This window comes from Niveibacterium microcysteis (assembly GCF_017161445.1).
GTDB lineage: Bacteria > Pseudomonadota > Gammaproteobacteria > Burkholderiales > Rhodocyclaceae > Niveibacterium > Niveibacterium microcysteis.
This window is the reverse complement of the sequence record NZ_CP071060.1, coordinates 4,737,891-4,761,528: the sequence shown is the minus strand read 5'-3', so window position 1 is coordinate 4,761,528 and position 23,638 is coordinate 4,737,891. Positions and strand designations below refer to the sequence as shown.

The following is a 23,638-nucleotide window of genomic DNA, read 5'->3' as shown; positions in this document are numbered from 1 at the left end:
AGGCGAATCCGCGTATGCCGGCGAGCGGCGATGCTGCGTCGTAGTCCAGGCTTGCTGTGTGGCAGGCGCTCGATGGGTGCTTCAGGCCGGGGCTTTGGGCAGCCGCATCACGACGCAGGCATCGGCTCAATACAAGCGCACAGCCGTATCGAACTGCCAGGTGCGCCGGATCTCGACCACGTCGTACTGCCGCGCCAGGATCGGCGAGAAGGCGGGGTAGGGCGCGTGGCTCTGCACGATACGGCGGATCGCTTCGTCCACTTCCGCGACGCCGCTGGAGAGCGCGAAGGTGATCGCCTCGATGCTGCCATCGCTGCGGATCGCGACCGTGACCATCGGTTGCGTGTGCGGCCGTTTTGCGATGTCGCGCACGGCTTCGACCGGCGTGTTGAGCTGGATGCGGCGTGCCCAGGCCTCGGCGTACTGCACCAGCTCGGCGTTGGGGTCGGCACGCCCCCAGAGCCTTACCCGCCGCGCAGTGCTCAGCGAAAGTGGCAGGTTGTTGGGCGCGCGAGCCGGGTTGGCGGCGTCGCGTCGCGCAGCCTCTTCATCGAGCTGGCGCCCCATGGCGCGGCGCCGTGCTTCGCGCCGCTCGTTCTCTTCCTGCTCCGCCTTGGCGGCGGCAACACGGGCTGCGTCGCGTCGCGCGGCTTCCTGGCGGTCGTCCTCCGCCTTCGCGGCAGCGACGCGCGCCGCCTCACGACGCTCACCCTCCAGCCGATCGGCTTCGGCGCGCGCAGCGGCCTGGCGGGCGTCTTCGATGCGCTTGGCTTCAGCCTGAGCGGCCGCAACGCGGGCGGCTTCGCGACGCTCTGCTTCAAGCCGCGCCGCCTCGGTGCGAGCTGCTGCCTGGCGGGCTTCCTCAACCCGCAGGGCTTCGGCTTTGGCCGCGGCAACGCGAGCGGCTTCCCGACGTTCCGCTTCCAGCCGTTCGGCCTCGGCGCGCGCGGCAGCCTGGCGCGCTTCTTCAAGGCGCTGGGCCTCGAGCTTCGCGGCGGCGAGTCGGGCGGCTTCCTGGCGCTGCGCTTCGGCGCGGGCGGCGGCTTGCCGTGCCTCTTCCTGACGTTGGGCCTCTGCCTTGGTGGCGGCCAGTCGCGCCGCTTCGCGACGTTCCGCCTCCAGTCGATCGGCTTCCGCGCGTGCGGCCGCCAGGCGGGCTTCCTCTTGCCGCTGGGTTTCCAGCTTCGCCGCCGCGATCCGCTCGGCTTCCCGGCGTTCTGCTTCCTTCTGCGCCGCCGCCTTGGCTGCCGCCTCGCGGGCTTGTTCCAGGCGTTGCGCTTCAACCTTGGCGGCGGCCAGGCGGGTGGCTTCGCGGCCCTCGGCTTCCAGGCGATCGGCTTCGGTGCGCACTGCGGCCTCGCGCGCTTCCTGTTGCCGCAGTGCCTCGAGCTTTGCGGTGGCCAGCCTTTCCGCTTCGCGTCGCGTGGCTTCGGCGCGTTGGGCTTCGGCCAGGCGGGCTTCCTCCTGGCGCTGCGCTTCCAGTTTTGCGGCGGCCACGCGTGCGGCCTCGCGCTGCTCGGCCTCTTTCCGCGCAGCCTCAAGGCTGGCGGCCGCCAGGCGTTCGGCTTCTGCACGCGCCGCGGCTTGCCGCGCGTCCTCCAGGCGCTGGGCTTCCAGCTTCGCGGCGGCGAGCCGTTCTGCCTCACGACGTTCGGCGTCCAGCCTTGCGGCCTCGGCGCGCATCGCTTGCTGCTCGTCGGCAAGGCGCTGCGCTTCACGCGCTGCGGTGTCGGCCTCCGGCGGCTGGGCGGGGGGTTCCGTTGGCGCCGCGTCGGCTTCCGGCGTTGCGGCATCGCTGCCGCGCTGGCGTGGCGATGGGTTGGCGACGGTGTTGAGCGACTGCGCCCCGAGCACCCCGCCGGGGCTCGACACGGCCGGCGGTGGCGGGACGAAGAAGGCCGGGTCATCCGAGCGCTCCACCGCGATCAGCGCAACGGTGGATGCTGGCGCCGCCGCATCGGCGGGTGGCGGCGTGTCGGCCGTTGGCTGGCTGCCGGAGTCCGGTGTGGCGCTGGCCGGTGCACGCGGGATGACGGCCTGCCGCGCGAGGTTCAGGGCGGCGAGCGCACCCTCGGGCGCAGGCTGGTCGGCGTTGCCTGTCCGCTCGAGCGAGTCGGGCCATTGCGGCGCGGTGATTGGCGGTAGCGCGGTCTGCCCGTTCTCGATCGGGGCTGGCCGTAGCACCACGCGCAGTTCGGGCGCAATGGCCCAGCGCTTCTGCCACGCGAAGACCAGGCCCGGCAGGCCGAAACCCTGGCCGCCGAAACTCAGGCTCAGCAGCAGCGCATGCGCGAGCAGCGAGATCAACAGCGATAGGCTTAGCCGCCGGCGTTCAGCGTTCATGCGTCCGTTCGGCGGCTTGGGTGGCGGAAGACATCGAGTCCGTAAAGGTCGACCAGAGGGGGGATTGTGCCAACTGCGCTCCCCCGCGTGATGCGGGTGTTGCACCGGCGCCTAAGGCGGGTGCCACGGCCCACCGCAGCCTGGCTATCGGAGTGTGCCACCGAGGGGGCGGGCCAACCATGTGCATCCAGCTAGCGCCGGGTCGTCACTGACTGGAAGAAGTCCCAGATCACGTCGTTGGCGTTGATCGCCTGGCTCGGCTGCTGACGCGACAGCGTGGTGACCCCGCCGCCGGGCCAGCTGTGCTTCCCGTCTTCGGTCACGCACAGCTCGACCGTGGCGCCACCGCGGCAGCCCTCGTGCGCTTCGCAGCGCGCACCGGGCACTGCCAGCACTTCCCGCGCGGCGCTGCTGCAAGCATTGCGGGTGACCCAGTTCGAGATCGTCTGCGGCACGGAGACAAACTGCGTGACCTTGCTTTCGTCGCGGAACGCACCCGGCCCGGCGCCGCCGTCGAACAGCACATGGTCGTCGTTGCGTGCGTGGATATGCAGCACCGGAATCGGCCTCGCGGGCGCGCAGACGAGCGTGTTGTCGGTGCCCGCAACCGAGGCGATGCCGGCAAACAGATCCGCCGCATCGCAGGCCAGGCGATGGCTCATCATGCCGCCGTTGGACATGCCCATCGCGAAGATGCGCCCCGCGTCGATCGCGTAGCGCCCTTGCAGGTCGGCCACCACTGCGCGCAGGAAGGCGACGTCGTCGACCCGCGTGTCGCGCGCCTTGCCGCAGCACGCGCCGGCATTCCAGGTGGCGAACTTGTCGCCCATCGCGCCGGTGCCATTTGGGAAGGCCACGATGAAGCCGGCACGATCGCTCTTGCTGACGATGCCGTAGTGCTCATCCTTCGCCATGTGCTGCATGTCCCCGCCGCCGCCATGGAGTGCGAGGACCAAGGGGGCGGGCCGCGTCGCGTCATAGCTGGCCGGGATGTGCACCAGATATCGCCGCGTCGCGCCGCCGACGTCGACGCTGAACTCCGCGTTCGCTCCGGCGGGGGCTGACTGGTTTCGGCGTTGCTTCAGAAGCTCGCGCAAGGGGCCGTCAGCGTGGGCGTCGGCGCAGACGAGTCCGGCGACGGCGATCAAGCCGATTGCAAGGCGACGGGCATGGTGGATCAGCGGTCGCGGCATCGCGGTGCTCCTCGGTGAGATGTCGTTCCCCAGCGGACGTGAGCGCCAGCGGAGATCGCGTTGAATGCTATCGGCGCGGCTGGCGGATGTCATGCGACATGAATGAGCCTGCTCGCGGCGTTACAACGGGTCGGCCGGGAAACGGTCGCAGGCATGTGCATCGGGCAGCGTCGCGGAGGGCTCGTCGAGCAGGGCAGCCAGAAAGGCCGCGCGCCATTGCACGGGTGCGTGGGTGTGGGGCCACCAGCGCAGCTTCACAGTGCCGCCTTTGGCGTGCAGGCGCTGCGCGAAACACGCCGTGGCGAGTGCGAACGGTGGCTCGAGCGCGCCGCCGCTGAGCTCGAAACGAGTGCTTGGCGCATCCGGAATCGCATACTCCACCACCATGATCGGCGACATGACGATGGCGCGCCCGAACAGACCGGGGTGCCGCAAGGCCATCGCTGCGGCCCAGTCGGCGCCATTCGAAAAGCCGGCGACGCTGCGCGAGCCGGGCTCGTTGGCAGCGCCGAACTTCGATTCGGCCCATGGCAGAACTTCATCCACGAAGAAGCGTTCATGCGCCGCAAAGCGTGCCGGGTCGCTCGGAATGCCCTCGCGCTTCGGAAAGTCCACGTACTCGGCAAAGCGCGCCGCCTGATCGGCCTCGATCCCGACGACCACCATGGCAGGCAAGCGGCCCGCCTGCATCGCGGCGAGCAATTCGTTGCCGAATTCCGCGGCGCCGTCGGCGATGTAGACCACCGGGTAACGCTGGCTTGCCGAGTGTCCCGGCGGTAGCCAGACGTTCACCTGGCGGCTTTGCGAAAGGTGCCGGCTCTCAAGCGTAAACGCCTCAATCGCCCCTCGTTCGGGCGTCGGCGGACTGGCCGCCGGGCCGTTGAAGTGCATCGTTTCGCGGACGACTTTGCCGTCTGCGTTGGTGGCGACGAAGGCGAAGCGTTCAACGAGTGCGGCGAGATTCGGGACGCGCACGCTCGCAGCCCACTCGTTCGCCCCGATTCGGTTCAACGCGAAGCCGTAGTTGCCATACGCGCCCTCAACACGCACCGCGCTGGCGGCGCCGCGCCAGCGGAAGTCGAGCGTGTCGCCACGGCGGCCAATTCGCCCGCCACGCTCGTAAGCCGGCGACTCGGCCTTGGTTGTGGGGGTGGCCAGACAGGCGAGGTAAGGCATGGCAGCGCTTGCCGAACAATCAGGCAAGCCGTCCGGCGCTGCCTGGGCGTTGGCGAAACAGAGTCCCGAAAGCAGGGATAGGCAAGTCAGTGTGCGTAGAGGGAGCATCGCGCGATTATGGTGCCGTGAAGCGTGTCGACTCTAAAGCCGAACGAGGGCGCATGTACTGCCTGGCGCGCGGTGCTGCGTTGCACCTGTCACAACGTTTATCCCTGACACCACGATGGCGTCTGAGAGCTGCGTCGCCGTGCACGGCGATGATGGCCGTTCGGCGCGGCCGCAATCCCAAGGAAGAACGGGGCGCCCGCTGAGGGCGCCCCGTGAGGCTTACTTCACCAGGGTGTAGAGCACTGCATGGGCAACCGGCGCGCCGCCGCTGCTGATCCACAGCACCGCCTGTTTGCCGCCAGCCGTTGCGCCTTGTGCGGCGTTGGCGCTGACGCTGACAGTGGTGCTCGCGCCAGCGGCCAGGGTCACGCTTGGTGTCGAGACGCTGAAACCGACGCCGCTGCCACTGACCGGGCCGACGGCGAGCGAGTAGGTCTGCGCCGCGCCGCTGAGGTTGGTGAGGGTGACGGTGGCGGAACGCGTCTGGCCGCTGCCCGAGGGCACTGCACCGAATGAGACGCTGACCGGATCAAGTGCGACCTTGGCGTTGACCGCCGCGGCGAGGTTCTCGCGGCCGGCGCCGGCGGTATTGCCGTCGTAGACGATCGTGCTGCCGTTGCTTGCGGCCTTCAGCACACCCCAGTCGGCGGTGTTCACGATGGCCGAACGCACGTTTGCGGCAGACCAGTCCGGATGCTGCTGGCGCACGATCGCCGCCGAGCCGGCGAGGTGCGGCGTGGCCATCGAGGTGCCCTGGAAGAAGGCGAAGCAGGGCGGGGCGCTGCAGAACTGATGCGGGATCGAACTGAGCACGTTGACGCCGGGCGCGACGACATCCGGCTTGACGCGGACATCCACATCGGTTGGCCCCTGGCTGCTGAAGCCGGCCATGATGTCCGCGTTGGCGCTGCTGGTGAGGAAGTAGGCGGCGGTGTTGCTGATTGTCGTGGCGGCACCGGCAGCGGCCTTCAGCGACATGCCGTCCTCCAGCGCGACCATGTAGGCGGGGATCGTCGGCTGCCCCGCGGTGCCGTCGGTGCCCATCGCGATCGGCGTGCCGGCAACGTTGTTCGACACCACCACGGCGGCAGCGCCCGCGCCCTGCACATTGCGGATCTTGGTCGAGAAGCTGCAGGTGCCACGTGTGATCAGTGCGATCTGGCCACTCAGGCTGCCGGCGGGCAGCGCCGAGCACGCGGTGTTGAGGCCGTTGACGCTGCCGGTGACGACGGCGAGCGGGGCCGTCAGCGGCGCGGTAACGGTGCCGAAGTCGCCGGTCGCGCCGCCGTAGCTGCCGCCCGCGGCGCTGATCGGTACGCCAACGAAGTGCGGCACCGTGCTGGCGCCAGCGGAGAGCGCGCGGGCCGCCATGCCCGGTGATTCGACGGTGGAGAAGCCGGGGCCCGAATTGCCGTTGGCCACCGCGACCACCATGTTCGCCTGGTCGAGGTTGTCCACCGCCACGGTCAGCAGATCCTGCGCGCCATGCGAGCCGCCGCCCAGGCTCATGTTCGCCACGTCAAAGCCGTCGGCGTAGGCCGCTTCGAGCGCGTTGAGGATGTCTTCCGAGCGCGCGTTGGCGAGGTCGCCCGGGAACACGTTGTAGTTGCCCAGCAGTGCGCGCGGTGCGACACCCGAGATGCCGTACGGGATCGTCACGTTGCCAACCTTGGCCGGCGTGGCGAAGTTGCACGCCACCGTGCCGGCCACATGGGTGCCATGTTCGCCCACCGCTTCGGCGGTATAGCCGCGCTGCGGCGTGCGGTTGCTGAAGACCTTGGCGGCGATCACCTTGTTGTTGGTGAAGCTGCGGTCGCCGACCTGGGTTTGCGCCGGGTAGCCGGTATCGGCAAAACACGGGTGGGTGGTGTCGATGCCGCTGTCGACGATCGCGACGCGGATGCCATCACCTGCCGTGGCGCTGCCGCCCGCCGTGGCCCATGCGGCTGGCGCCGAGATCAGCGCGAGATCGGGGTCTGCCGCGCTCGGGTAGTAGAGCGCCTGATACTGCGCGGACTTCACCATGCTGGTGCCGGACACCTGCGCCAGGCTGGCGCCATTGAGCTGTACCGCCACCGCATTCAGGGCAATATCGAATTCGCCGGTGACCTTGGCGCCGGGCACGTTCGCGCGCAGCCAGGCCTTGTAGTCGTTGCGCAGCGCGGAGAGTTGGGCACGGTACGCCTTCACGTTGGTGTTGCCGAAGTCGATCTTCTTGCCCTTGGCGGGCTTGGTCTTCACGTAGGTCGAGAGCGGATCGCCGTTGAGCACCACCAGCGCGACGCTGGTGTCCTGCGTGGGGCGCGCGGCGGTGTTGTCGCTGTTCTGCCCGGCCACCGCTGGTACGCTCAGCGCACCCAGGCCAAGGGCGGCGATTGCGGCAGCCATCGCCGCCATGCGGAAGGCGTTTCTTGTCATCGTGAGGATCCTCTCTGTGGACGTGAAGCGGTGTGCCGGCACCGGATGGGCACCAGCCCGGTGAAAGGACCCAGCCTAGTGATCGCTGCGCTGCGTCGTCCATGGGCGATCCCGAGAAAATGTGAAAAATTCCCGGGGTTGTCTGGGCAGCAGACTGCTCTGACCCATTTACCGCAGCGTCACGGCTCCCGCACCGTTGGCATCGAGCGGCAGCGTTTCGGTGTGCAGCCGGCCCGCGAGCCGCACCCCGATCGTCGCCGAGGGGCCTTGCAGGCCCTGGTGCGGCGTGTGGATCGATAGCGTGCGGGTGGCGTCAGACCAACGGATGGCGCGAGTGGTGTAGGCGCCGCGCTCGTACGCGTAGCCGTCGCCATCGTCTTCGTACAGCGCGAACGCGGCGTCGGCGCCGGGATAGACCAGCAACTCGATTGGCGCGCCGCGTTGCGCGTCGCTCTGCGTGACGACCGGCCCCAAAGGCAGGACGCTGCCGGCGCGCACGAACAGCGGGATGTGCGAGATCGGCGTCGGCACCGTCAGCGTCTGGCCACCGGTGTGGCGCTCGCCGCTGTGGAAGTCGTACCAGTCGCAGCCGGCAGGCAGGTAGACGCGGCGCTCGGCCGGCACCAGCTCGGATTTGGGCGCATGGCCGGGGCGGCGCCACGACAGACTCATCTGCGCGGCGCCGTGGCGGTGCAGGTGCTCGACGCGCAGGCGGATTTTCGTGCCGGCAGCGAGCGTGCGGCGCAGCGTGGTGGTCTGCATGCCCTGCGCCTGCCATGCGTCGATCACTGGTTCGTCGTCGAACCACATGCGGCGGCCGTCGTTGCCGTAGAGCAGGAATTCGTAGTCGCCGCTGTCGCGCACGGTCAGTTCGGCATCCCAACGCAGGCGGTAGCCGGCGAAGGGCAAGCCCGGCGGCGGGCCGCCGGCCCAGCTGCCGTTGAGTTCCCCGACCGGCTTGGCGAACACGGCATCGTCGGATGCTTCATCGGCATAGCCGCGCCAGATCAGGCCCGGTTCGCCCGCGGGCGTGCGCAGGAAGTCGGCCGCGACGATCTCCGCTTCGCGGCGCGGCTCATGGAACATCGGCGCGAGCACCGGGCAGACCATGATCGCCGGGCCGAACATGAACTGGTCGGCGATGCCGTAGGTGACCGGATCGTCGCGGAAGTCCATCGCCAGCGGGCGCATGATCGTGCCCCCTTGCGAGGTGACGTCCCACGCCAGCGAATAGATATACGGCAGCAGCCGGTAGCGCAGCTGTGCGGCGGCGAGTAGCGCGTCGTAGGCCCAGCTGCCGGGCTCGCCGAAGTGCCAGGGCTCGCGTGCAGTATTGGTGCCGTGCGAGCGGAACAGCGGGCAGAACGCGCCGTACTGGAACCAGCGCACATAGAGCTCGCGGTAGGCCGGGTCGCGATTGCCGTCGGGGAAGCGCGCCCCCAGGCCAGTCGTGAAGAAGCCGCCGATGTCGGTGGTCCAGTACGGCATGCCGGCTGCCGCGAAGTTCAGCCCCGCCGCCACCTGCTCGCGCAGCACATTCCAGGTCGCGGCGATGTCGCCCGACCAGCTCGCCGCCGCATAGCGCTGCTGCCCGGCAAAGCCGGAGCGCGACAGCGTGAACACCCGTTTGCCGTTGTTCAGTGTGCGCTGGCCTTCATAGACGCCGCGTGCGGTGAACATCGAGTAGCCGTTGAGCACCCGGCGCCAGCTGCCCAACGCGGTGTCGCGCTGCGCGTAGCAGGCGCGCACGCCGTCCATCGGGTCGTGGGTGGAGACGAATTCCGGCTCGGTGCCGTCCATCCACAAGGCGTCGACCCCCTTGTCGATGAGCCCGCGCTGGACATGCTTCCAGTAGATTGCGCGGCCCCGCTCGCTGAAGGCGTCATAGATGTGGCCCTGGGCCCAGTGCGGATACTCGAACAGCTCGCCGGCAGCTTTGAGTTCCTCGAACAGCGCGCAGCCCTCGCCGACCACCGGCCACAGCGTCGTCATCAGGCGCAGGTGGTGCGGCTCATGCAGTTCGCGGATCATGCCCTCGGGGTCGGGGAAGACCTTGTCGTCCCATTCCATGCAGCTCCAGGGCTTGTCGCCCCAGTACTTCCAGTCCTGGATCAGCGCGTCGATCGGGAACCCCAACTCGCGGAAGCGGCATGCGGTGTCGAGCAACTCGGCGCGGTCGACATAGCGTTCCTTCGATTGCCAGAAGCCGTAGGCCCAGCGCGGGAACAAGGGGGCGGCGCCGGTGAGCTGGCGGAAGCCGGCGACGATGCGGTCGAAGTCCGGCCCCCACACGACGTAGTAGCGGATGCCGTCGGCGCAGTCGGTTTCGAAACGGAAGCCCTGGCCCTTGCTCGCGAAGCGCGTCAGCGCCATTGAATCCCACAGGATGCCGTAGCCGGCGGTGGAGACCAGGCAGGGCACGGCGACGCCCTGGTTTGACTGCGCCAGCAGCACCTCGCGCCCGCGCCAGTCCCATGCGCCGCCGGGGTACTGACCGAGGCCGTAGAGCGCGTGTGCGGGGTCTGCGCGAAAGTGCTGCACGACCTGCAGGGCTTCGTCGGCGGGCGACCAACTGCTTGCCGCCTGCGTCAGAAACACGGCGCCGCCAGCGTCGGCGAACTGTAGACCACCACCGACGCGTGCGATGCGTAGCGCGGCGGTGCGCAGGCCTGCGGCGTCAACGTTGGCCTCTCGGGCATCGGCTTGCGGCAGCACGAACAGCGACTCTGCGAGCGCATGGCCATCGGGTGCGATGCTGACGCACACGATGTTTGCGGCCACCGCGCGAACGCTGATGCGCCCACCGATGATCGAGTAGTTGAACGGCGCGGGCATACCGGTACCTCCAAGACGCGTTGGCGGCCAGCATAACGCCGCGTCGCACGGGCGAGGCCGGGCAGATCAAATCGGCGCCTGGCTGCCGCGCAGCCGTGGGGGTGTGGATCAGGCCGCGACCGGTTCCGCGAAGGCCGCCAGGGCTGGGTGGGTGGCGCGTGCGACGAACTCGATCACGCGGTAGCGCACCACGCCGGCCAGCACGAAGGGGTCGCGCTCCATCATCACATCCACCTCGGCGTGGGTTCGCACGCAGGCGACGATGACACCGCCCTCGCGCGGCACTTGCGGGCCGGACAACAACAGCCGCCCGGCGGCGTACTGTTCCGCCAGATGCGTGCGGTGCGCGTCGACATGGCGGTCGATCTCTGCGGCCGGTGCGATGTAGTCGAGCAGGATCAGGAACATCGCCTCAGGTCCTCAGCTGATTGATCGAGACCAGTGGCTCGAAGAAGTCGACCTCGGGCGCCACGGCGCAGAGTTCCGGCACGCGTTCGAGCAGGCGCTTCAGGTACGGCGTGGCCATGTGTGCGTCAACGGCGCCCTGATCCGCATAGCGCTCGTAGAAGTAGAAGCGTCCGGGTGACGTAGGGCTGCGGTGCAGCGTGTATTCGATCGCGCTGGTTTCCTGCGCGACCTGGCTGACGAGTTCGCGCAGCGCGGTTTCAAGTTCGGCCTCGCGGCCGGGGCGTGCTTCGAACAGGGCGGTGACGACGGTCATGCGTGCTCCTCGATGCCGGCGCAGGAGCGGGGCGCTCCGTCTCAACGCGGCAGGGGCACCTTATCGGGCGCGAAGATCGGCGGATTGTAAAAATGCGCCGCCGGTGTCGCCGTTTGCAGGAAGCGCGCCGGTGCACGGCCGACGAAGCCCTGGAAATCGTGGATGAAGTGCGCCTGGTCGTAGTAGCCGTGGTCGAGCGCCGCGGCGAGGTAATCGCCGTCGCCGCCTAGCAGCAGATCGCGCACCGTAAGATGGAAGCGCGCGGTGCGATGGAAGGCCTTGGGCGTCAGTCCGATCTGCTCGCGGAACACGCGCTCGAAGTGACGCCGGCTCATGCCCAGCTGCTCGGCGAGCGCGTCGATGCGGACCTCGCGGTGGCGGTAGTACAGCGCACGCACCGCCAGTTCGATCGCCGGCTGCCGCTTGCCGTAGCGGGTCAGGCAGGTGAGCAGCCAATCCTGCAGCAGCGCGATGCGTGTGCCGGTATCCGGCGCCAGCGCCACGCGCTCGGCGATTGCGGCGCCCTCGGCGCCCCAGATGTCGGCGGCCGGGATCGCGTCGTCGCCAAGCGCCAGTGCCGGCAGCGGGCAGAAATGCCGCAGCGCGCCGGAGCGCAGGCGTACCGATACAAAACCCACTTCGCCTTGCGCCACCGGCTGATGCGGCGCACGCCGCGCACACAGCAGGTAGGCTGCGCCGAGATCGCGCCGGCCGCGCACGCCGTCGATCGCCATCGGCGCGCGGTAATGGAACATCAGCTCTGCCCCGGTGCCCGGCAACAGCAGCGGCATCGTCGGCGCGCACGCGCTCTCCCAGCCCCACAGTCGGTCAACGTAGGGCTGCAAGGCGGGGCGGGGGATGACGAAGTAGCGATGCACGCGGGCGCCTCCGAAGTCAGCCCGATTCTATCGCTGCAGTGTTGAAAGCCCGCGACGTGACGGGGGCCGGGCGGGGGATCTTGCACTTCGCGGCGCGAGGCGAGCATTAGTGCGATTGCTAAACAAATGACGTCCGCATCGACGACCTGCGCTGGCTCAATTGCAGGTGACCTGGCGACCGGTACGGTGGCGACTATCACACGTTTTGTGCTGCGCCAATGCGGCACCCACCCTACGAGGAGCCCCCCAATGCTGCCCCCCGTTCGACATCTGCTGTTCGCCACCTCGTTCAGCCTTGCCGTGCTCGCCGGCACCGTGCAGGCCGCCGAAGCCCCCGGCATCACCGACAAGGAAATCGTGATCGGTCAGACCGCTGCACAGACCGGCCCCGCCGCAGATCTGGGTCACGACGTGCGTCTTGGCATCGAGGCCTACTTCAAGGAGGTCAATGCGAAGGGTGGCGTGCACGGGCGGCAGTTGCGCCTTGTGTCGCTGGACGACGGTTACGACCCGGAACGCGCCGCCAACAACGCGAAGCAGCTGATCGAAAAGGACAAGGTCTTTGCGATGCTCGGCAACGTTGGTACCGCCACCGGGCTGGCGGTGCTGCCGGTGATGAACGAAGCCAAGGTGCCGCTGGTTGGCCCCTACTCGGGTGCCGAATCACTGCGCGGCCCGGACAGCGGGCTGATCTTCCATGTGCGTGCCAGCTATTCGGATGAAGCGCAGGCGATCATCAAGTCGATTGCGAATCCGGCTGGGCGGCGCCTTGCAGTGCTGTACCAGAACGATGCCTTCGGAAAATCCGGTCTCGCCGATGTGGAGCGCGAGCTCAAGCGGCTCAATGTGGCGCTGGTTGCCAAGGCACCGGTGGAGCGTAACTCGACCGACGTCGCCGCGGCGGTGGACGCGATCAACAAGGCCAACGCCGACGGCGTGATCATGATGAGCGCCTACAAATCCAGTGCTGCCTTCGTGCGCGAACTGCGCCGCCGCGATCCGCAATCCTTCACGCAGTTCTGGGCGGTCTCCTTCGTCGGCGGCAAGGCGCTCGCGAGCGAGCTGGGCGCGGATGGCCGTGGCGTGGCGGTGTCGCAAGTCGTGCCCTTCCCGTGGGGCGATGTGCTGCCGGTGGTGCGCGAGCACGCCAAGGCGCTACCGGCCGATGCAGTTTCGTTCGCGACGCTGGAGGGCTACATCGACGCCAAGGTGCTGGTCGAAGGCCTCAAACGCGCCGGCAAGAATCCGACTCGCGACGGCCTGGTGCAAGCACTCGCCAGCGCCGGTAAGCTGGACGTTGGCGGCTTCGCGGTGCAGTTCTCGCCGACGGACCACAAGGGCTCGCGCTATGTGGATCTGACCATGATCGGGAAGGGCGGCTTCATCCATTGAGCGTTGCCAACGCGGGCGCCGGGCTTTGGCGGATAATCCGGCGCCACAAGGCGGTCGCAAAAGGCCGCCGCCACTTTCTCCAGGATGCACCGATGCCGCGCCGCCTTTGTCCGATACCTGCCTTGCTCTTCGCCTGCGTGACCGCCGCGGCGGACGCTGCGCCGCTCAAGATCCTGGGCTTCGACGATATGAGTTGCGCTGCATGGAATGCCGCCAAGGGCGACGCCGACGTCCGCGCCCAGCAGCTGGCCTGGGTGCGCGGTTTCCTGAGCGGCCACAACTACGCGCGGCAGAGCCAGCAGGTGTCTGAAGTCTCGAATGGCACGGTGGAGACCTTCGTGAATCGCTACTGCAGCGAGAAGGCGCGCGGCAACTTCGCCGAGGCCGCCCAGCGCATGAGCGATCAGTATTCGGGTCGCAACACAGCGATCACCAAATGAGAAAGGCCGCGTGAGCGGCCTTTCTCTTCTGCGTGGTTGGTTCAGAGCTTCGGAATCCGGATCCGGCTGATCATCAGCGAACCGGAGATCGCGAACATCAGCACCAGCGGATGCAACTGAAAGCCGGCGATCTTGACCACACCGCCCCACATTGCGTCGCCCAGCGCGTCGTTGGCGGCGGCAATGGCCAGCACTGCGACGAGAGCAAATGAAGTCGGGATCGGCGTGCCTTCGAAGTACTTCACCTTGCCCGAATCGTCGGCCAGCTCTTCCGCGGTGACGTTGTAGCGTGCGAGGCGCGACACGCCGCAGGCGACGAAGAAGACCAGGATGATCCGGTCGTAGAGCCCTTGCATGCCGGCGGCGTAGGCGATCGCGGCGGGCGCAACGCCGAACGAGATCACATCCGCCAGCGAATCGAGCTCGCGCCCCATTGCCGAACTCTTCTGGCGCCAGCGCGCGATGCGGCCGTCGAGCACGTCGAATACCAGCGCAAGCGGGATCAGCGCGCAGGCAAAGTAGAAGTGCTTCACGTCCTGCAACTGCAGGAAGCTCATCACCGCAAACAGCGCACCGACACCGCAGAAGGCGTTGCCGAGCGTGAACCAGTCCGCGAGGTGGAACTCGCGGATCATCGAGAACGGTTTGGGTTTGTTCATCGCAGAGCCTTGCGCCGCTCAGCGCGGCAGTTGGGATTCGGCATACAGCGCCGCGCCCACGATGCCCGCCTGGTTGAGAAAGCTCGCGGCCACCACTGGCGCCCGCACGGTGATCTGTGCGGCGTATTTTTCGAGCTTCGCACTCGCGCCGCCGCCGAGGATCACCAGATCAGGCCAGAACAGCGCTTCCATGGTCGTCAGGTAGCGGTTGAAGCGCTCGCCCCATTGCTTCCACTTCAGGCCCTCGGCGTCGCGCACCGCTTCGGACGCGTAGTGCTCGGCTTCCATGCCGTTCTTCAGGTAGATGTGGCCCAGCTCGGTGTTCGGAAGCAGTTGGCCGTTGGTGAAGAAGGCGGTGCCAAGGCCCGTGCCGATCGTCACGATCAGCACCACGCCGCGGTGGTCCTTGCCGGCGCCAAAGCGCATCTCGGCCATGCCGGCAACGTCGGCATCGTTGGCGACGAAGCAGGGGCAGCCGGTCTGCTCGGAGAAATAATCGGCGACCGACAGCCCGATGAAGGCCGTGTCGATGTTCGCGGCGGTGCGCGCGATGCCATGCTGGATCGCGGCCGGGAAGCCGATGCCGACCGGCCCGGCCCACCCATGCTGCTGGACCAGCTCGCGCAGCGTCAGGCCCACCGCTTCGGGCGTGGCCGGCTGCGGTGTCTGGATACGGATTCGTTCGGTCAGCAATTCACCGGTTTCGGTGTCGACGATGGCGCCCTTGATGCCGGATCCGCCGACATCCACTCCCAGGATCTTCAAGGTGGTTTCCCCAAGTCTTTTCGCGGCTGCTGCCGCACCGCTGGCGATTATCGCCGACACAGCCCCTTGCGCGTGCATCGTTCAGATCAAGGATTGCGGCTCGGGCGGAACGGCCGTGCCGTGCTGGCAGGCACGTAGAATCGCCCCATGTAACCCGCTGGCCCGTTTATGCACCGCCTGCTACTGATTCCCGCCCGTATCGCCGCACGCCTGCGCCAGGATGAGTTGTTGCTGATCCTGCTGCTCTTGTGTGTCGGTTTTACGCTGCTTCACCCTTCCGCGGTCACCAGCTATCCGCAGCTGGTGGATTGGCCGACCATTGCTGCCCTTGCGGGCCTGCTGCTGCTGACCACCGGACTGGAAGAGAGCGGCTTCCTACAGCATGCCGCGTTCCATGTGGTGACCCGCATGCACACCGAGCGCCACCTCGCGCTGCTGCTGGTGGGCGTGTCGGCGCTGCTCGCCACGGTGCTGACGAACGATATTGCGCTCTTCATTGTGGTGCCGCTGACCCTGGGCCTGCATGGCATGGCCCAGCTACCCACCGCACGGCTGGTGATCTTCGAAGCGCTCGCGGTGAACGCCGGCTCGGTGCTGACTCCCATGGGCAACCCGCAGAACCTGTTCCTCTGGCATCGTTCCGGCGAGTCGTTCGGGCGCTTTGTCGCCGAAATGGCGCCCCTGGCTGCGATCCTGCTCGGCACCTTGGCGCTGTTTACCTGCGTCGCATTCCCGGCCCGCCGCATCGACACGCACGAAGACATCGCACCTCCGCCGCTCGGGCGCCGCTTGCTGTGGGTGAGTCTCGCGCTGTACCCGGTGTTTCTGCTGCTGCTCGATGCGCACCAGCCCTGGCTTGGTCTCGCCCTGGTGAGCGCGGTGTTCCTCGTTGCGTTTCGCGCCGTGGTGCGCGAAGTCGACTGGGCCCTGATCGTGGTGTTCATGTTGATGTTCATCGATCTGCGCCTGGTTGCCGAATTGCCAGCGGTCCGCGACGCGGTCGCCGCGATCGGCCTGCACGACCCGCAGCGGCTGTACGCGGCCGGCGTGCTGGCCTCACAGCTGATCAGCAACGTGCCGGCAGCGATCCTGCTCGCCGAGCATTCGGATCAGTGGCGCGTGATCGCCTGGGCGGTAAATGTCGGCGGTTTCGGTTTCCTGATCGGTTCGCTCGCGAACCTGATCGCCTTGCGCCTGCTGGGCGACCGTCGCGCCTGGCTGGGCTTCCACTTCTGGTCGCTGCCCTTTCTGGCCGTGGTCGCCACCCTGGTTTGGCTGTGGCTGTTCGTCGCACGGGGCGGGGCATGAGCGCATGGCGTTGCGCCTTGGTGGCGCTGTTCATCTCGGTGTCGCTGCCGGCGAGCGCGATTCTCGGCGGCTTGCCCGATGGCGATGCGCCGGACTCGCCGGAGCGTCGGGTCGATCCCGATGGTTGCGAATCGCCCTGGGCCGGTGTGGTGAGCGTGCTGATCGGCAACGGCGTGTTCTCCGGCGTCGTCGTGGGCGATCGTTGGGTGCTCACCGCGGGTCATGTGGCCGCTGGGCGGCGCCTGAGCCCCGGTGACGTGCGTGTGCGGGTGCCCTGCGGCCCGCTCACCGCGGGCGTGCTTGAAGTCGTGCCGCATCCCGGATTCGCGGGCTACAAGTCCGACCGCATCAACCTCGATGATCTGGCCTTGCTGAGGCTGCGCGAGCCGCTCCCCGAGGCCGTGCCGCGCTATCCGCTGTTCGATCGCCCGCCGGCGCGCGGCATTGTGCTGACGCTGGTTGGCTACGGTGGTGGCGGCAACCCGCGCGATGGTGTCACGGTCGGCGCGCGCGCCGACACCAAACGCGTTGGCGAGAATGTGCTGGACGATTGGGTGAGCCGCCCGGGCCAAGGCCCTGCCGCCTACGTGTGGGACTTCGATGGCCCCGACCCGGCCAGCAGCCTGCTCGGAGGCCCCAGCCTCGGTAACCGCCGCGAGGCCACGGTGGCGAGCGGCGACTCCGGCAGCCCGGCCTTCGTGCGCGACGGCGAGCACTGGTCATTGGTCGGCATCAACACCTTCCAGATCCAGCTGCCCGCGAAGCCGCCGAAGATCTCGGTGCCCCCGCCTCACTTCGGTTCAGGCGGCGGAGGCATGCTGATCGCGCCCTATGCCGCGTGGATTCGCGGCGTAATCGACGCGGCGCGTTGACATGCCGTGCGGTGGCGGCGCCAGCAGAGCGGAAGCCCCCTCGCGGCGCTGCTGCGGTACCTGCCAAGAAAAAGAGCACCGCTGATCGGTGCTCTTTTGTCGTCTGCGCGTAGCGCTTCAGCGCATGCGACGGCGCCGTGCGGCCGCTCCGACCAAGCCCAAGCCGGCGAGCAGCATCGCATAGGTCTCGGGTTCCGGCACCGCATGCACCGCGGTCAGCGTGAACTGCACGTCGCCACCGGTGCGCACGGCATCAAAGGTGTAGGTGTCGGAATGCGCACCCGCATGCGCGAGCAGCGACGTGGTGCTGCCGCTGAAGCTCGATACGTTGCTTTGCACCCAGACGTAATGGAAGGCATCGCCGGTACCCGCGTCGCCGCTGTGCGGGGCGCTCACGTGCTGCGCATCCAGCGTGGCGGCGAGCATCGCAAACGACCCCAGATCTGGCACCGATACCGATTTGGTGTAGGAGGCGAGGCTGACATTCCAGTTCACCAGCTTGGGTGTGGAGAACAGATTCAGCGTCGAACTCGCGTTGAGCAGATCCCAGGTCCACTGTACTTTCAGATCGGTCGCGGTGTCGGTGATCACCGTCGGCGTCAGATCAAGCGCCAGCGACGCGGGCAGCGCAGAGGGTTTGCTTGCGGCAGCAAAGGCGTGCGCATTGCCCGCCGCTAGGGTGGCCAGGGACAAGGCCATGGAGAGAACGATCGGCTTCAAACGCATGCATGACTCCCGGAGAGGGCATGCGGACAGGGTTTGCTGCGCATGCCGGATTCAGACTGGGTGTCGCCGGGGTTTGTGGCCCGCGGCGACGCTGCGCTGCACAAGCAGAAACAGTGCCAATGCGCTGCATGGTGGGCCGACGGGCCGCCGACGATGCGGTGATTGATCGGGCGTCGGACGATCAAATCAAGCATTGGCGCGGTTTTCGGGTGATCTAACCTGGCGCGGTGATGGCTGCGAAAGCGGGCACTTCCGCTACGGTCGGCGCAAGAACACGCCGGGCGCGCTGTAAATTGGGTCGACACCACGTCTGAGGTACCGCCTCCGCAGTGTGCCCGGTTGTCTATCCAGGCGACTTTGCACGCGATAAACGTCGTCGACTTCGCCGCCGACGGCGGGCTACCGGTGGTATTCGGTTCCTCGGCGATGCGGTGAGGCAGTCGATCAGCGCGCCCGACACGCAAACTGGAACAACTACGCAGCGTTGGCATGAAGTCTTAACCTTCGCGCAAATCGCATTGGCATACTTGTGGTCCCCCAATCGTTGGAGTGACGCGATGCCGTCCATTCGTCGCAGGAAGTTCTTGAAGTCTGTCAGCGCGGCCCTTGGCGCAGCACCGCTTCTTGGCGCATGCGGCGGTGGGGGCGGTGGCGGCGAGCCCGTGAGCAATGCACGGGAATGCACGGTGACAGGAGTTCCAAGCAGTAAGCCGCCCCAGCTGCCGAGCGGGCCGGCGCTGCCGGCGATCTCGAATACCGCCCTGCCACGGTTGCGCGGCGCGCACCTGAATGAATACGCCGACTGGACCGATCCGCATTACTCAGGCTGGATTCAGCTTCCCCAATTGCCTGCATGGGGCGCGAACGTGCTTCGTGTGTTTCTCTGCCCCTTCGACCAGACCGGCGCGCCGTATTTGCCAGGTAGCCCGTTGAAGGACCGGCTTGCTGCGTCGCTCGCGTCACGTCAGCCGGTCATCGAATGGTGTCTTTCGAACAATGTCCATGTGATGCTGTGCTTCAGCAGTTTCCTGATTTGGCCGGTATCCCGGAACTGGCCCGAAGACGACGGCCGTTCGCTGTGGCGAGACGCCAGCGCGCAGTCCGAACTGATAGCCGCGTGGGCCGCATTGGCCGAGCGTTTCAAAGGTCGCCCCGGTCTGATCTTCGAGATCCTCAACGAGCCTCAACCGCATTACCCTGGCAGCCCGAACGGTGACGAGCGTCTGTCCGCGGGGGCCTTGAACAAGCTCTATCCTCCGGTCATCGAGGCGATCCGAGCGGTCGATCCTGAGCGCTGGGTCGCCATCGGGCCAGAGTGGAACTTCGCCGACTATCTCGACGAACTTGCGCCCATTGCCGATCCGCGACTGCTATACGCCGTCCACTTCTACACGCCAAGCTCGGTGACCCACCAAGGGATCGCGGACCCGTCAACCGCCGGGACAGTCCACTATCCGACATCCGGTGGCCAATTCGAGACGGCCCTCAACAAGGCGACGCTGGAGGCTGCGCTGAAACCGGCGCTGGATTACCAGGCTGCGCATGGCGTGAGAATCGCGGTCACCGAATTCGGATGCAGCAAGACGGCACCCGCTGAGACGCGGCTTGCGTGGACGACCGACGTTTACAGCCTTTTCGAAGCATGGGGCTGGGATTCGGTGATATTCCGCTACGAGGCCGGGATGTGGCCTGCGTGCTTTCGCCAAAGCTGGGCGCTCGAGAATTCGGAGATCGAGGGGCTCTGCCGAAGCATCTTCGCGCGTAATCTGCCGACGGCTTAGGGCTTAGTCAGGGCAGGTGCGCGTCGTCGTGCAGTGTCGTACAAGACGGGCGCGTCCTGCCGACGTGCGAACGAAAACGGCCGCTTGCGCGGCCGTCGACGGTACTGCGCGAGAAGCCGGCGTTCAGAAGGCTGGCACCACCGCGCCCTTGTACCTCTCTTCGATGAACTTCTTCACCGCCGGCGTGCGCAACGCGGCGACGAGCTTCTTCAAGGCTGCATTGTTCTCGTTGCCGGCACGTACGACGAGGATGTTGGCGTAGGCCGATTCGCCGCCTTCAATTGCGAGCGCGTCGCGGGTCGGTAGGAGGCCGGCTTCCAGGGCGTAGTTGGTGTTGATCGCGGCGAGGTCCACCTGGTCGATCACGCGCGGCAGCGTCGCGGCTTCGAGTTCGCGGAACTTGAGCTTCTTCGGGTTGCTCGCGATGTCCTTCGCAGTGGCTTGCAGGTTCTTCGGATCTTTGAGCTTGATCAGGCCGGCCTTCTCTAGCAGCAGCAGGGCGCGCCCGCCGTTGGTCGGATCGTTCGGAATCGCCACCGTGGCGCCTTCCTTGACCTCTTGCAGAGACTTCACCTTGCGGCTGTAAACGCCGAAGGGCTCGACATGCACCGCGGCGATCGATACGAGGTGCGTGCCTTTCTCCTTGTTGAAGCTGTTCAGATAGGGCTGATGCTGGAAGAAGTTGGCGTCGAGGCGCTTTTCCTCGACCTGCACGTTCGGTTGCACGTAGTCGGTGAATACCTTGATATCGAGCTCGACACCTTGCTTGGCCAGTTCGGGCTTGATGAACTGGAGGATTTCGGCGTGCGGTACCGGCGTCGCGGCGACGGTGAGCTTGTCGGCGGCGGAGGCGTTCAGGGCAAGCGCGGCGAGCAGGCCGGCGGCGAGGGAGGGGATGATTTTCTTCATTACGCGTTCCTGCAATTCGGACGAAATAAGAAGGCCCGGGCAGTGCCGGGCCGGTGTGTTGATGATCCTTGCCGTGGCAGGCAGGGTCAATGGTCAGCTTGGAATGAGGAAATCAGAATTCGTGATTAGGACGAAGCGATATCGGCTCACTTGCGGCTGAAGTGGTGCACCAGCCGGTCGCCGGCCATTTGCAGCACTTGCACGAGGATCAACAGCAGCAAGACGGTGACCACCATCACGTCGGTGCGGAAGCGCTGATAGCCGAAGCGCACCGCGAGGTCGCCAAGACCACCGCCGCCGATGACGCCGGACATCGCGGTGTAGGCGACCAGCGTGATCGCGGTGACCGTCAGCGCAGCGATGATGCCCGGCAGGGCTTCCGGGAGCAGCGCCCACAGCACGATCTGCCGAGTACTGGCACCGCTGGCGAGCATCGCCTCGACAATGCCGCGGTCCACCTCGCGCAGCGATGTTTCGACCAGACGCGCGAAGAAGGGCGTGGTTGCGACGACGAGCGGCGGAATGGCCCCGGCAACACCTAAGGAGGTGCCGGTGATCTTCACCGTGATCGGGATCATCAGGATCAGCAGGATGATGAAGGGCAGCGAGCGCAGCACGTTCACCGCGAAGGACAGCGCACCGTAGACCGCCGGTTGACGCAGCAGCTGGCGCGGACCGGTGAGGAACAGCAGCACGCCCAGCGGCAGGCCGGCCAGCGCGGTGAACAGCAGCGACGCGCCAAGCATGATCAGCGTATCGAGCGAGGCGGTGCCGATCTCGGGCCAGTCGATCGCCAGGATGATTTCAAGCAGGGCCTGCATCATTGGCCTCCTTCGGTCGTTGCCGTAGCGCGCAGGGTTTCCACATGGACGCCGCGCCCGGCGAGTTGAGCGAGCGCCGCATCGACCGCGGCGGGATCGCCGTCTAGCGCGAGCGTCAGCTGGCCGCAGGGGGTGTGTTTGATGCGTTCAACGCGGCCGAAAAGGATCGAGAAATCCACGCCGTGCTCGCGCGCGACGCTGGCGAGCAGCGGCGCGTAGACCTGTTCGCCGACGAAACTCAGGCGCACGATGCGCCCGCCCACATGGGCGAAGTTGTCGTGTTCCTCGTCCGCGTCGAGGTGCTCGGATTCCTGCACGAAGCGGCGCGTTGTCGGGTGCTTCGGATGCAGGAAAACGTCGGTCACCGGCCCTTGCTCGACAACTTCGCCGCCGTCGAGAACCGCTACGTGGTCACAGATCGCGCGCACCACGTCCATCTCGTGGGTGATCAGCACGATGGTGAGCCCGAGGCGTTCGTTGATCTGCAGGAGCAGGTCCAGCACCGAACGGGTGGTCTGCGGGTCAAGCGCGCTGGTGGCCTCGTCGCACAGCAGCAGCTTCGGTTCGTTGGCGAGCGCGCGCGCAATGCCAACGCGCTGCTTCTGCCCGCCCGAGAGCTGCGAGGGGTATTTGTCGCCCTGGTCGGCGAGGCCCACCAGATCAAGCAGTTCGGCGACGCGTGCGGCGATCTTTGCCTTGTCGCGCACGCCTGCGATGCGCAAGGGCATCGCGACGTTCTGCGCAACGGTGCGCGAGCCGAGCAGGTTGAAGTGCTGGAAGATCATGCCGACACGCTGGCGTAGCTGGCGAAGGCCCGCATCGTCGAGCGCCGTGATGTCGTCGCCGGCCAGTTCGATGCGGCCGCTGCTCGGCGATTCGAGCCGGTTCAGCAGCCGGATCAGTGTGGATTTGCCCGCGCCCGAATGACCGATGATGCCGAAGATTTCGCCTGCGGCGATACTCAGGTTCACGTCGCGCAGGGCGTGGATGTCGCGATTGCCGGCCCGATAGATCTTGCCGACCGCTTGCAGTTGGATCATGCGCTCCTCGCTTGGCTTGCCCCGGCGCCAAAACGAAAAACCCGCAGAGCAAGGCTGTGCGGGCGGCCGGTAGCTTCGTGGGCGAGGCGGGAACTACCTCTTCGCGGTGGATTGCCCGGCAGACGTCTGACGGATCCGGCGTTGAGGCTGGCAGGCCTGCCGCGCCACGGCAAAGCGCAAGTATACCAAGTTCGCGCAGGCCGAGCCGGCGCCCAAGGGCGACCAACTCCGGGCCCGGATTCGCCCGGGCGCGGCGGTGTCGTTCTGACCCAAGTCATGCCTGCGAACGATGCAGGATGACAAGTTCATCGGTCGAACCTAGAGTGCCGGGGCGCCGTCTGCCTGCAAGGTGTGGCGCCTCCCCCCAACTCGCCGGGTCACGACCGATGATCGCTTTCCGCCGCGCGCTGCGCCAGCTTTGCCTTGTCCTCACCGTTTCGCTGTTGGCCGCATGTGGCGGCGGCGGTGATTCTACGCCGGTGGATCCGGCGACCCAGCCGACGCGTGATACCAGCCTACGGATCCAGTCGACCGGCAACCAGGTTAACTACCCGATTCACGTCTACCTGCCGCCCGGCTATGCGACGAGCACCAAAGACTACCCGGTGCTCTACACGATGGATGCGGAGTGGTCGTTCCTGCCGCTGAGCACCGAGCTCTTCGAGCAGCATAAAGAGGTGATCGTGATTTCGATCGGCAACTCCGATGGCCAAGCCACCGGCCAGCGCTGGATCGACTATCAGATGCCGGGCGCTGCGGCGCACTACCGCTTCCTGACGCAGCAGGTGATTCCATACGTCGAGGCGCGCTACCGCATCGACCCCACGCGACGCACGCTGATCGGCCATTCGATGGGTGGGCTCTTTGCCGGCCTGGTGCTGCTGCTGGAAGACCCGGCGCACCGGTATTTCGCGAACTACATTTCCCAGGACGGCAGCTTCTGGGTGCAAGAGGATGTCGTCGCCGGCCTGGAGGCGGCCCTGGCGCAGCGCACCCAATCCGTGCCCGCGCGACTTTTCATCTTTTCCGCGTCGCAGGGTGACGGTAACCTGTCCACGGTTGAACCGTTCCGCGATCTCTTCGTCGCACGCAACTACCAGAACCTCGTGTATAGCTACGAGGCATTCCCGACGACGCATTCCGGCATGGTGATACCGTCGTTTCGTCGCGCGATCGCCGAGCTCTATCCCTGAGCCCGGTCCGCACTCAAGACCTTGCATCACTGCGTCGTTGAAGCCTTGGGCTGCGCTGCA

20 protein-coding genes are annotated in these 23,638 nt (G+C 67.0%); 6 read left to right on the top strand and 14 right to left on the bottom strand.

Annotation, left to right across the window (positions count from 1 at the left end; genetic code table 11):
* Positions 1–126: 126 nt before the first annotated feature.
* From JY500_RS21595 to JY500_RS21560, 8 genes are all read right to left on the bottom strand, one after another.
* Positions 127–2,343, bottom strand: a complete 2,217-nt coding sequence (locus JY500_RS21595) for a TonB C-terminal domain-containing protein (protein WP_206254573.1) — start codon at positions 2,341–2,343, stop codon at positions 127–129.
* A 191-nt stretch (positions 2,344–2,534) separates the two neighbouring features.
* Entirely contained in the window at positions 2,535–3,536 is a 1,002-nt protein-coding gene (locus JY500_RS21590) for an extracellular catalytic domain type 1 short-chain-length polyhydroxyalkanoate depolymerase (protein WP_206254572.1), read from the bottom strand.
* Positions 3,537–3,656: 120 nt separating this feature from the next.
* Positions 3,657–4,712, bottom strand: coding sequence for an alpha/beta hydrolase (locus JY500_RS21585; RefSeq protein WP_206254571.1), 1,056 nt, complete (start codon positions 4,710–4,712; stop codon positions 3,657–3,659).
* Positions 4,713–5,039: 327 nt separating this feature from the next.
* Positions 5,040–7,238, bottom strand: coding sequence for a S8 family serine peptidase (locus tag JY500_RS21580; RefSeq protein ID WP_206254570.1), 2,199 nt, complete (start codon positions 7,236–7,238; stop codon positions 5,040–5,042).
* A 168-nt stretch (positions 7,239–7,406) separates the two neighbouring features.
* Complete coding sequence (locus JY500_RS21575) at positions 7,407–10,073, bottom strand: TIM-barrel domain-containing protein (RefSeq protein WP_206254569.1); 2,667 nt, start codon at positions 10,071–10,073, stop codon at positions 7,407–7,409.
* A gap of 108 nt (positions 10,074–10,181) precedes the next feature.
* On the bottom strand, positions 10,182–10,481 hold the full coding sequence (locus JY500_RS21570; protein ID WP_206254568.1) for a YciI family protein: 300 nt from the start codon (positions 10,479–10,481) through the stop codon (positions 10,182–10,184).
* A gap of 4 nt (positions 10,482–10,485) precedes the next feature.
* Positions 10,486–10,794: a putative quinol monooxygenase gene (locus tag JY500_RS21565; protein WP_206254567.1), complete on the bottom strand. Its 309-nt coding sequence runs from the start codon at positions 10,792–10,794 to the stop codon at positions 10,486–10,488.
* A gap of 41 nt (positions 10,795–10,835) precedes the next feature.
* The gene (locus tag JY500_RS21560) at positions 10,836–11,672 is read right to left on the bottom strand and encodes an AraC family transcriptional regulator (protein WP_206254566.1); all 837 of its coding nucleotides are present in this window, start codon (positions 11,670–11,672) and stop codon (positions 10,836–10,838) included.
* 249 nt (positions 11,673–11,921) lie between these two features.
* On the opposite strand from JY500_RS21560, the gene JY500_RS21555 reads away from it, so the two are divergent.
* Together JY500_RS21555 and JY500_RS21550 are read left to right on the top strand one after the other, a co-directional pair.
* Complete coding sequence (locus JY500_RS21555; protein WP_206254565.1) at positions 11,922–13,064, top strand: ABC transporter substrate-binding protein; 1,143 nt, start codon at positions 11,922–11,924, stop codon at positions 13,062–13,064.
* Between the two features lie 92 nt (positions 13,065–13,156).
* Positions 13,157–13,504, top strand: a complete 348-nt coding sequence (locus JY500_RS21550; protein ID WP_172202247.1) for a hypothetical protein — start codon at positions 13,157–13,159, stop codon at positions 13,502–13,504.
* A 41-nt stretch (positions 13,505–13,545) separates the two neighbouring features.
* Here JY500_RS21550 and pssA read toward each other — a convergent pair whose 3' ends face one another.
* Both pssA and ppgK read right to left on the bottom strand, forming a co-directional pair.
* Positions 13,546–14,163, bottom strand: coding sequence for a CDP-diacylglycerol--serine O-phosphatidyltransferase (pssA, locus tag JY500_RS21545; protein WP_172202248.1), 618 nt, complete (start codon positions 14,161–14,163; stop codon positions 13,546–13,548).
* Between the two features lie 18 nt (positions 14,164–14,181).
* The gene (ppgK, locus tag JY500_RS21540) at positions 14,182–14,928 is read right to left on the bottom strand and encodes a polyphosphate--glucose phosphotransferase (protein ID WP_246479721.1); all 747 of its coding nucleotides are present in this window, start codon (positions 14,926–14,928) and stop codon (positions 14,182–14,184) included.
* 168 nt (positions 14,929–15,096) lie between these two features.
* Between ppgK and JY500_RS21535 the strand changes: the two genes are divergently transcribed.
* Both JY500_RS21535 and JY500_RS21530 read left to right on the top strand, forming a co-directional pair.
* On the top strand, positions 15,097–16,236 hold the full coding sequence (locus JY500_RS21535; RefSeq protein ID WP_206254563.1) for an SLC13 family permease: 1,140 nt from the start codon (positions 15,097–15,099) through the stop codon (positions 16,234–16,236).
* Positions 16,233–17,108, top strand: a complete 876-nt coding sequence (locus JY500_RS21530) for a trypsin-like serine protease (RefSeq protein ID WP_206254562.1) — start codon at positions 16,233–16,235, stop codon at positions 17,106–17,108. The genes JY500_RS21535 and JY500_RS21530 overlap by 4 nt, the downstream gene beginning before the upstream one ends.
* Before the next feature lie 117 nt (positions 17,109–17,225).
* Here the strand turns inward: JY500_RS21530 and JY500_RS21525 are convergent, their stop codons facing one another.
* A complete protein-coding gene (locus JY500_RS21525) occupies positions 17,226–17,834 on the bottom strand; it encodes a PEPxxWA-CTERM sorting domain-containing protein (protein ID WP_206254561.1) in 609 nt (202 codons plus the stop codon).
* A gap of 557 nt (positions 17,835–18,391) precedes the next feature.
* Between JY500_RS21525 and JY500_RS21520 the strand changes: the two genes are divergently transcribed.
* Positions 18,392–19,615: a glycoside hydrolase family 5 protein gene (locus tag JY500_RS21520; RefSeq protein ID WP_206254560.1), complete on the top strand. Its 1,224-nt coding sequence runs from the start codon at positions 18,392–18,394 to the stop codon at positions 19,613–19,615.
* Between the two features lie 123 nt (positions 19,616–19,738).
* Here JY500_RS21520 and JY500_RS21515 read toward each other — a convergent pair whose 3' ends face one another.
* From JY500_RS21515 to JY500_RS21505, 3 genes are all read right to left on the bottom strand, one after another.
* Complete coding sequence (locus JY500_RS21515) at positions 19,739–20,524, bottom strand: MetQ/NlpA family ABC transporter substrate-binding protein (RefSeq protein ID WP_206254559.1); 786 nt, start codon at positions 20,522–20,524, stop codon at positions 19,739–19,741.
* A 146-nt stretch (positions 20,525–20,670) separates the two neighbouring features.
* On the bottom strand, positions 20,671–21,345 hold the full coding sequence (locus tag JY500_RS21510) for a methionine ABC transporter permease (RefSeq protein WP_172202646.1): 675 nt from the start codon (positions 21,343–21,345) through the stop codon (positions 20,671–20,673).
* Positions 21,345–22,385, bottom strand: coding sequence for a methionine ABC transporter ATP-binding protein (locus JY500_RS21505; protein WP_206254558.1), 1,041 nt, complete (start codon positions 22,383–22,385; stop codon positions 21,345–21,347). The genes JY500_RS21510 and JY500_RS21505 overlap by 1 nt, the downstream gene beginning before the upstream one ends.
* 386 nt (positions 22,386–22,771) lie before the next feature.
* On the opposite strand from JY500_RS21505, the gene JY500_RS21500 reads away from it, so the two are divergent.
* On the top strand, positions 22,772–23,578 hold the full coding sequence (locus JY500_RS21500; RefSeq protein WP_206254557.1) for an alpha/beta hydrolase: 807 nt from the start codon (positions 22,772–22,774) through the stop codon (positions 23,576–23,578).
* Positions 23,579–23,638 lie beyond the last annotated feature (60 nt).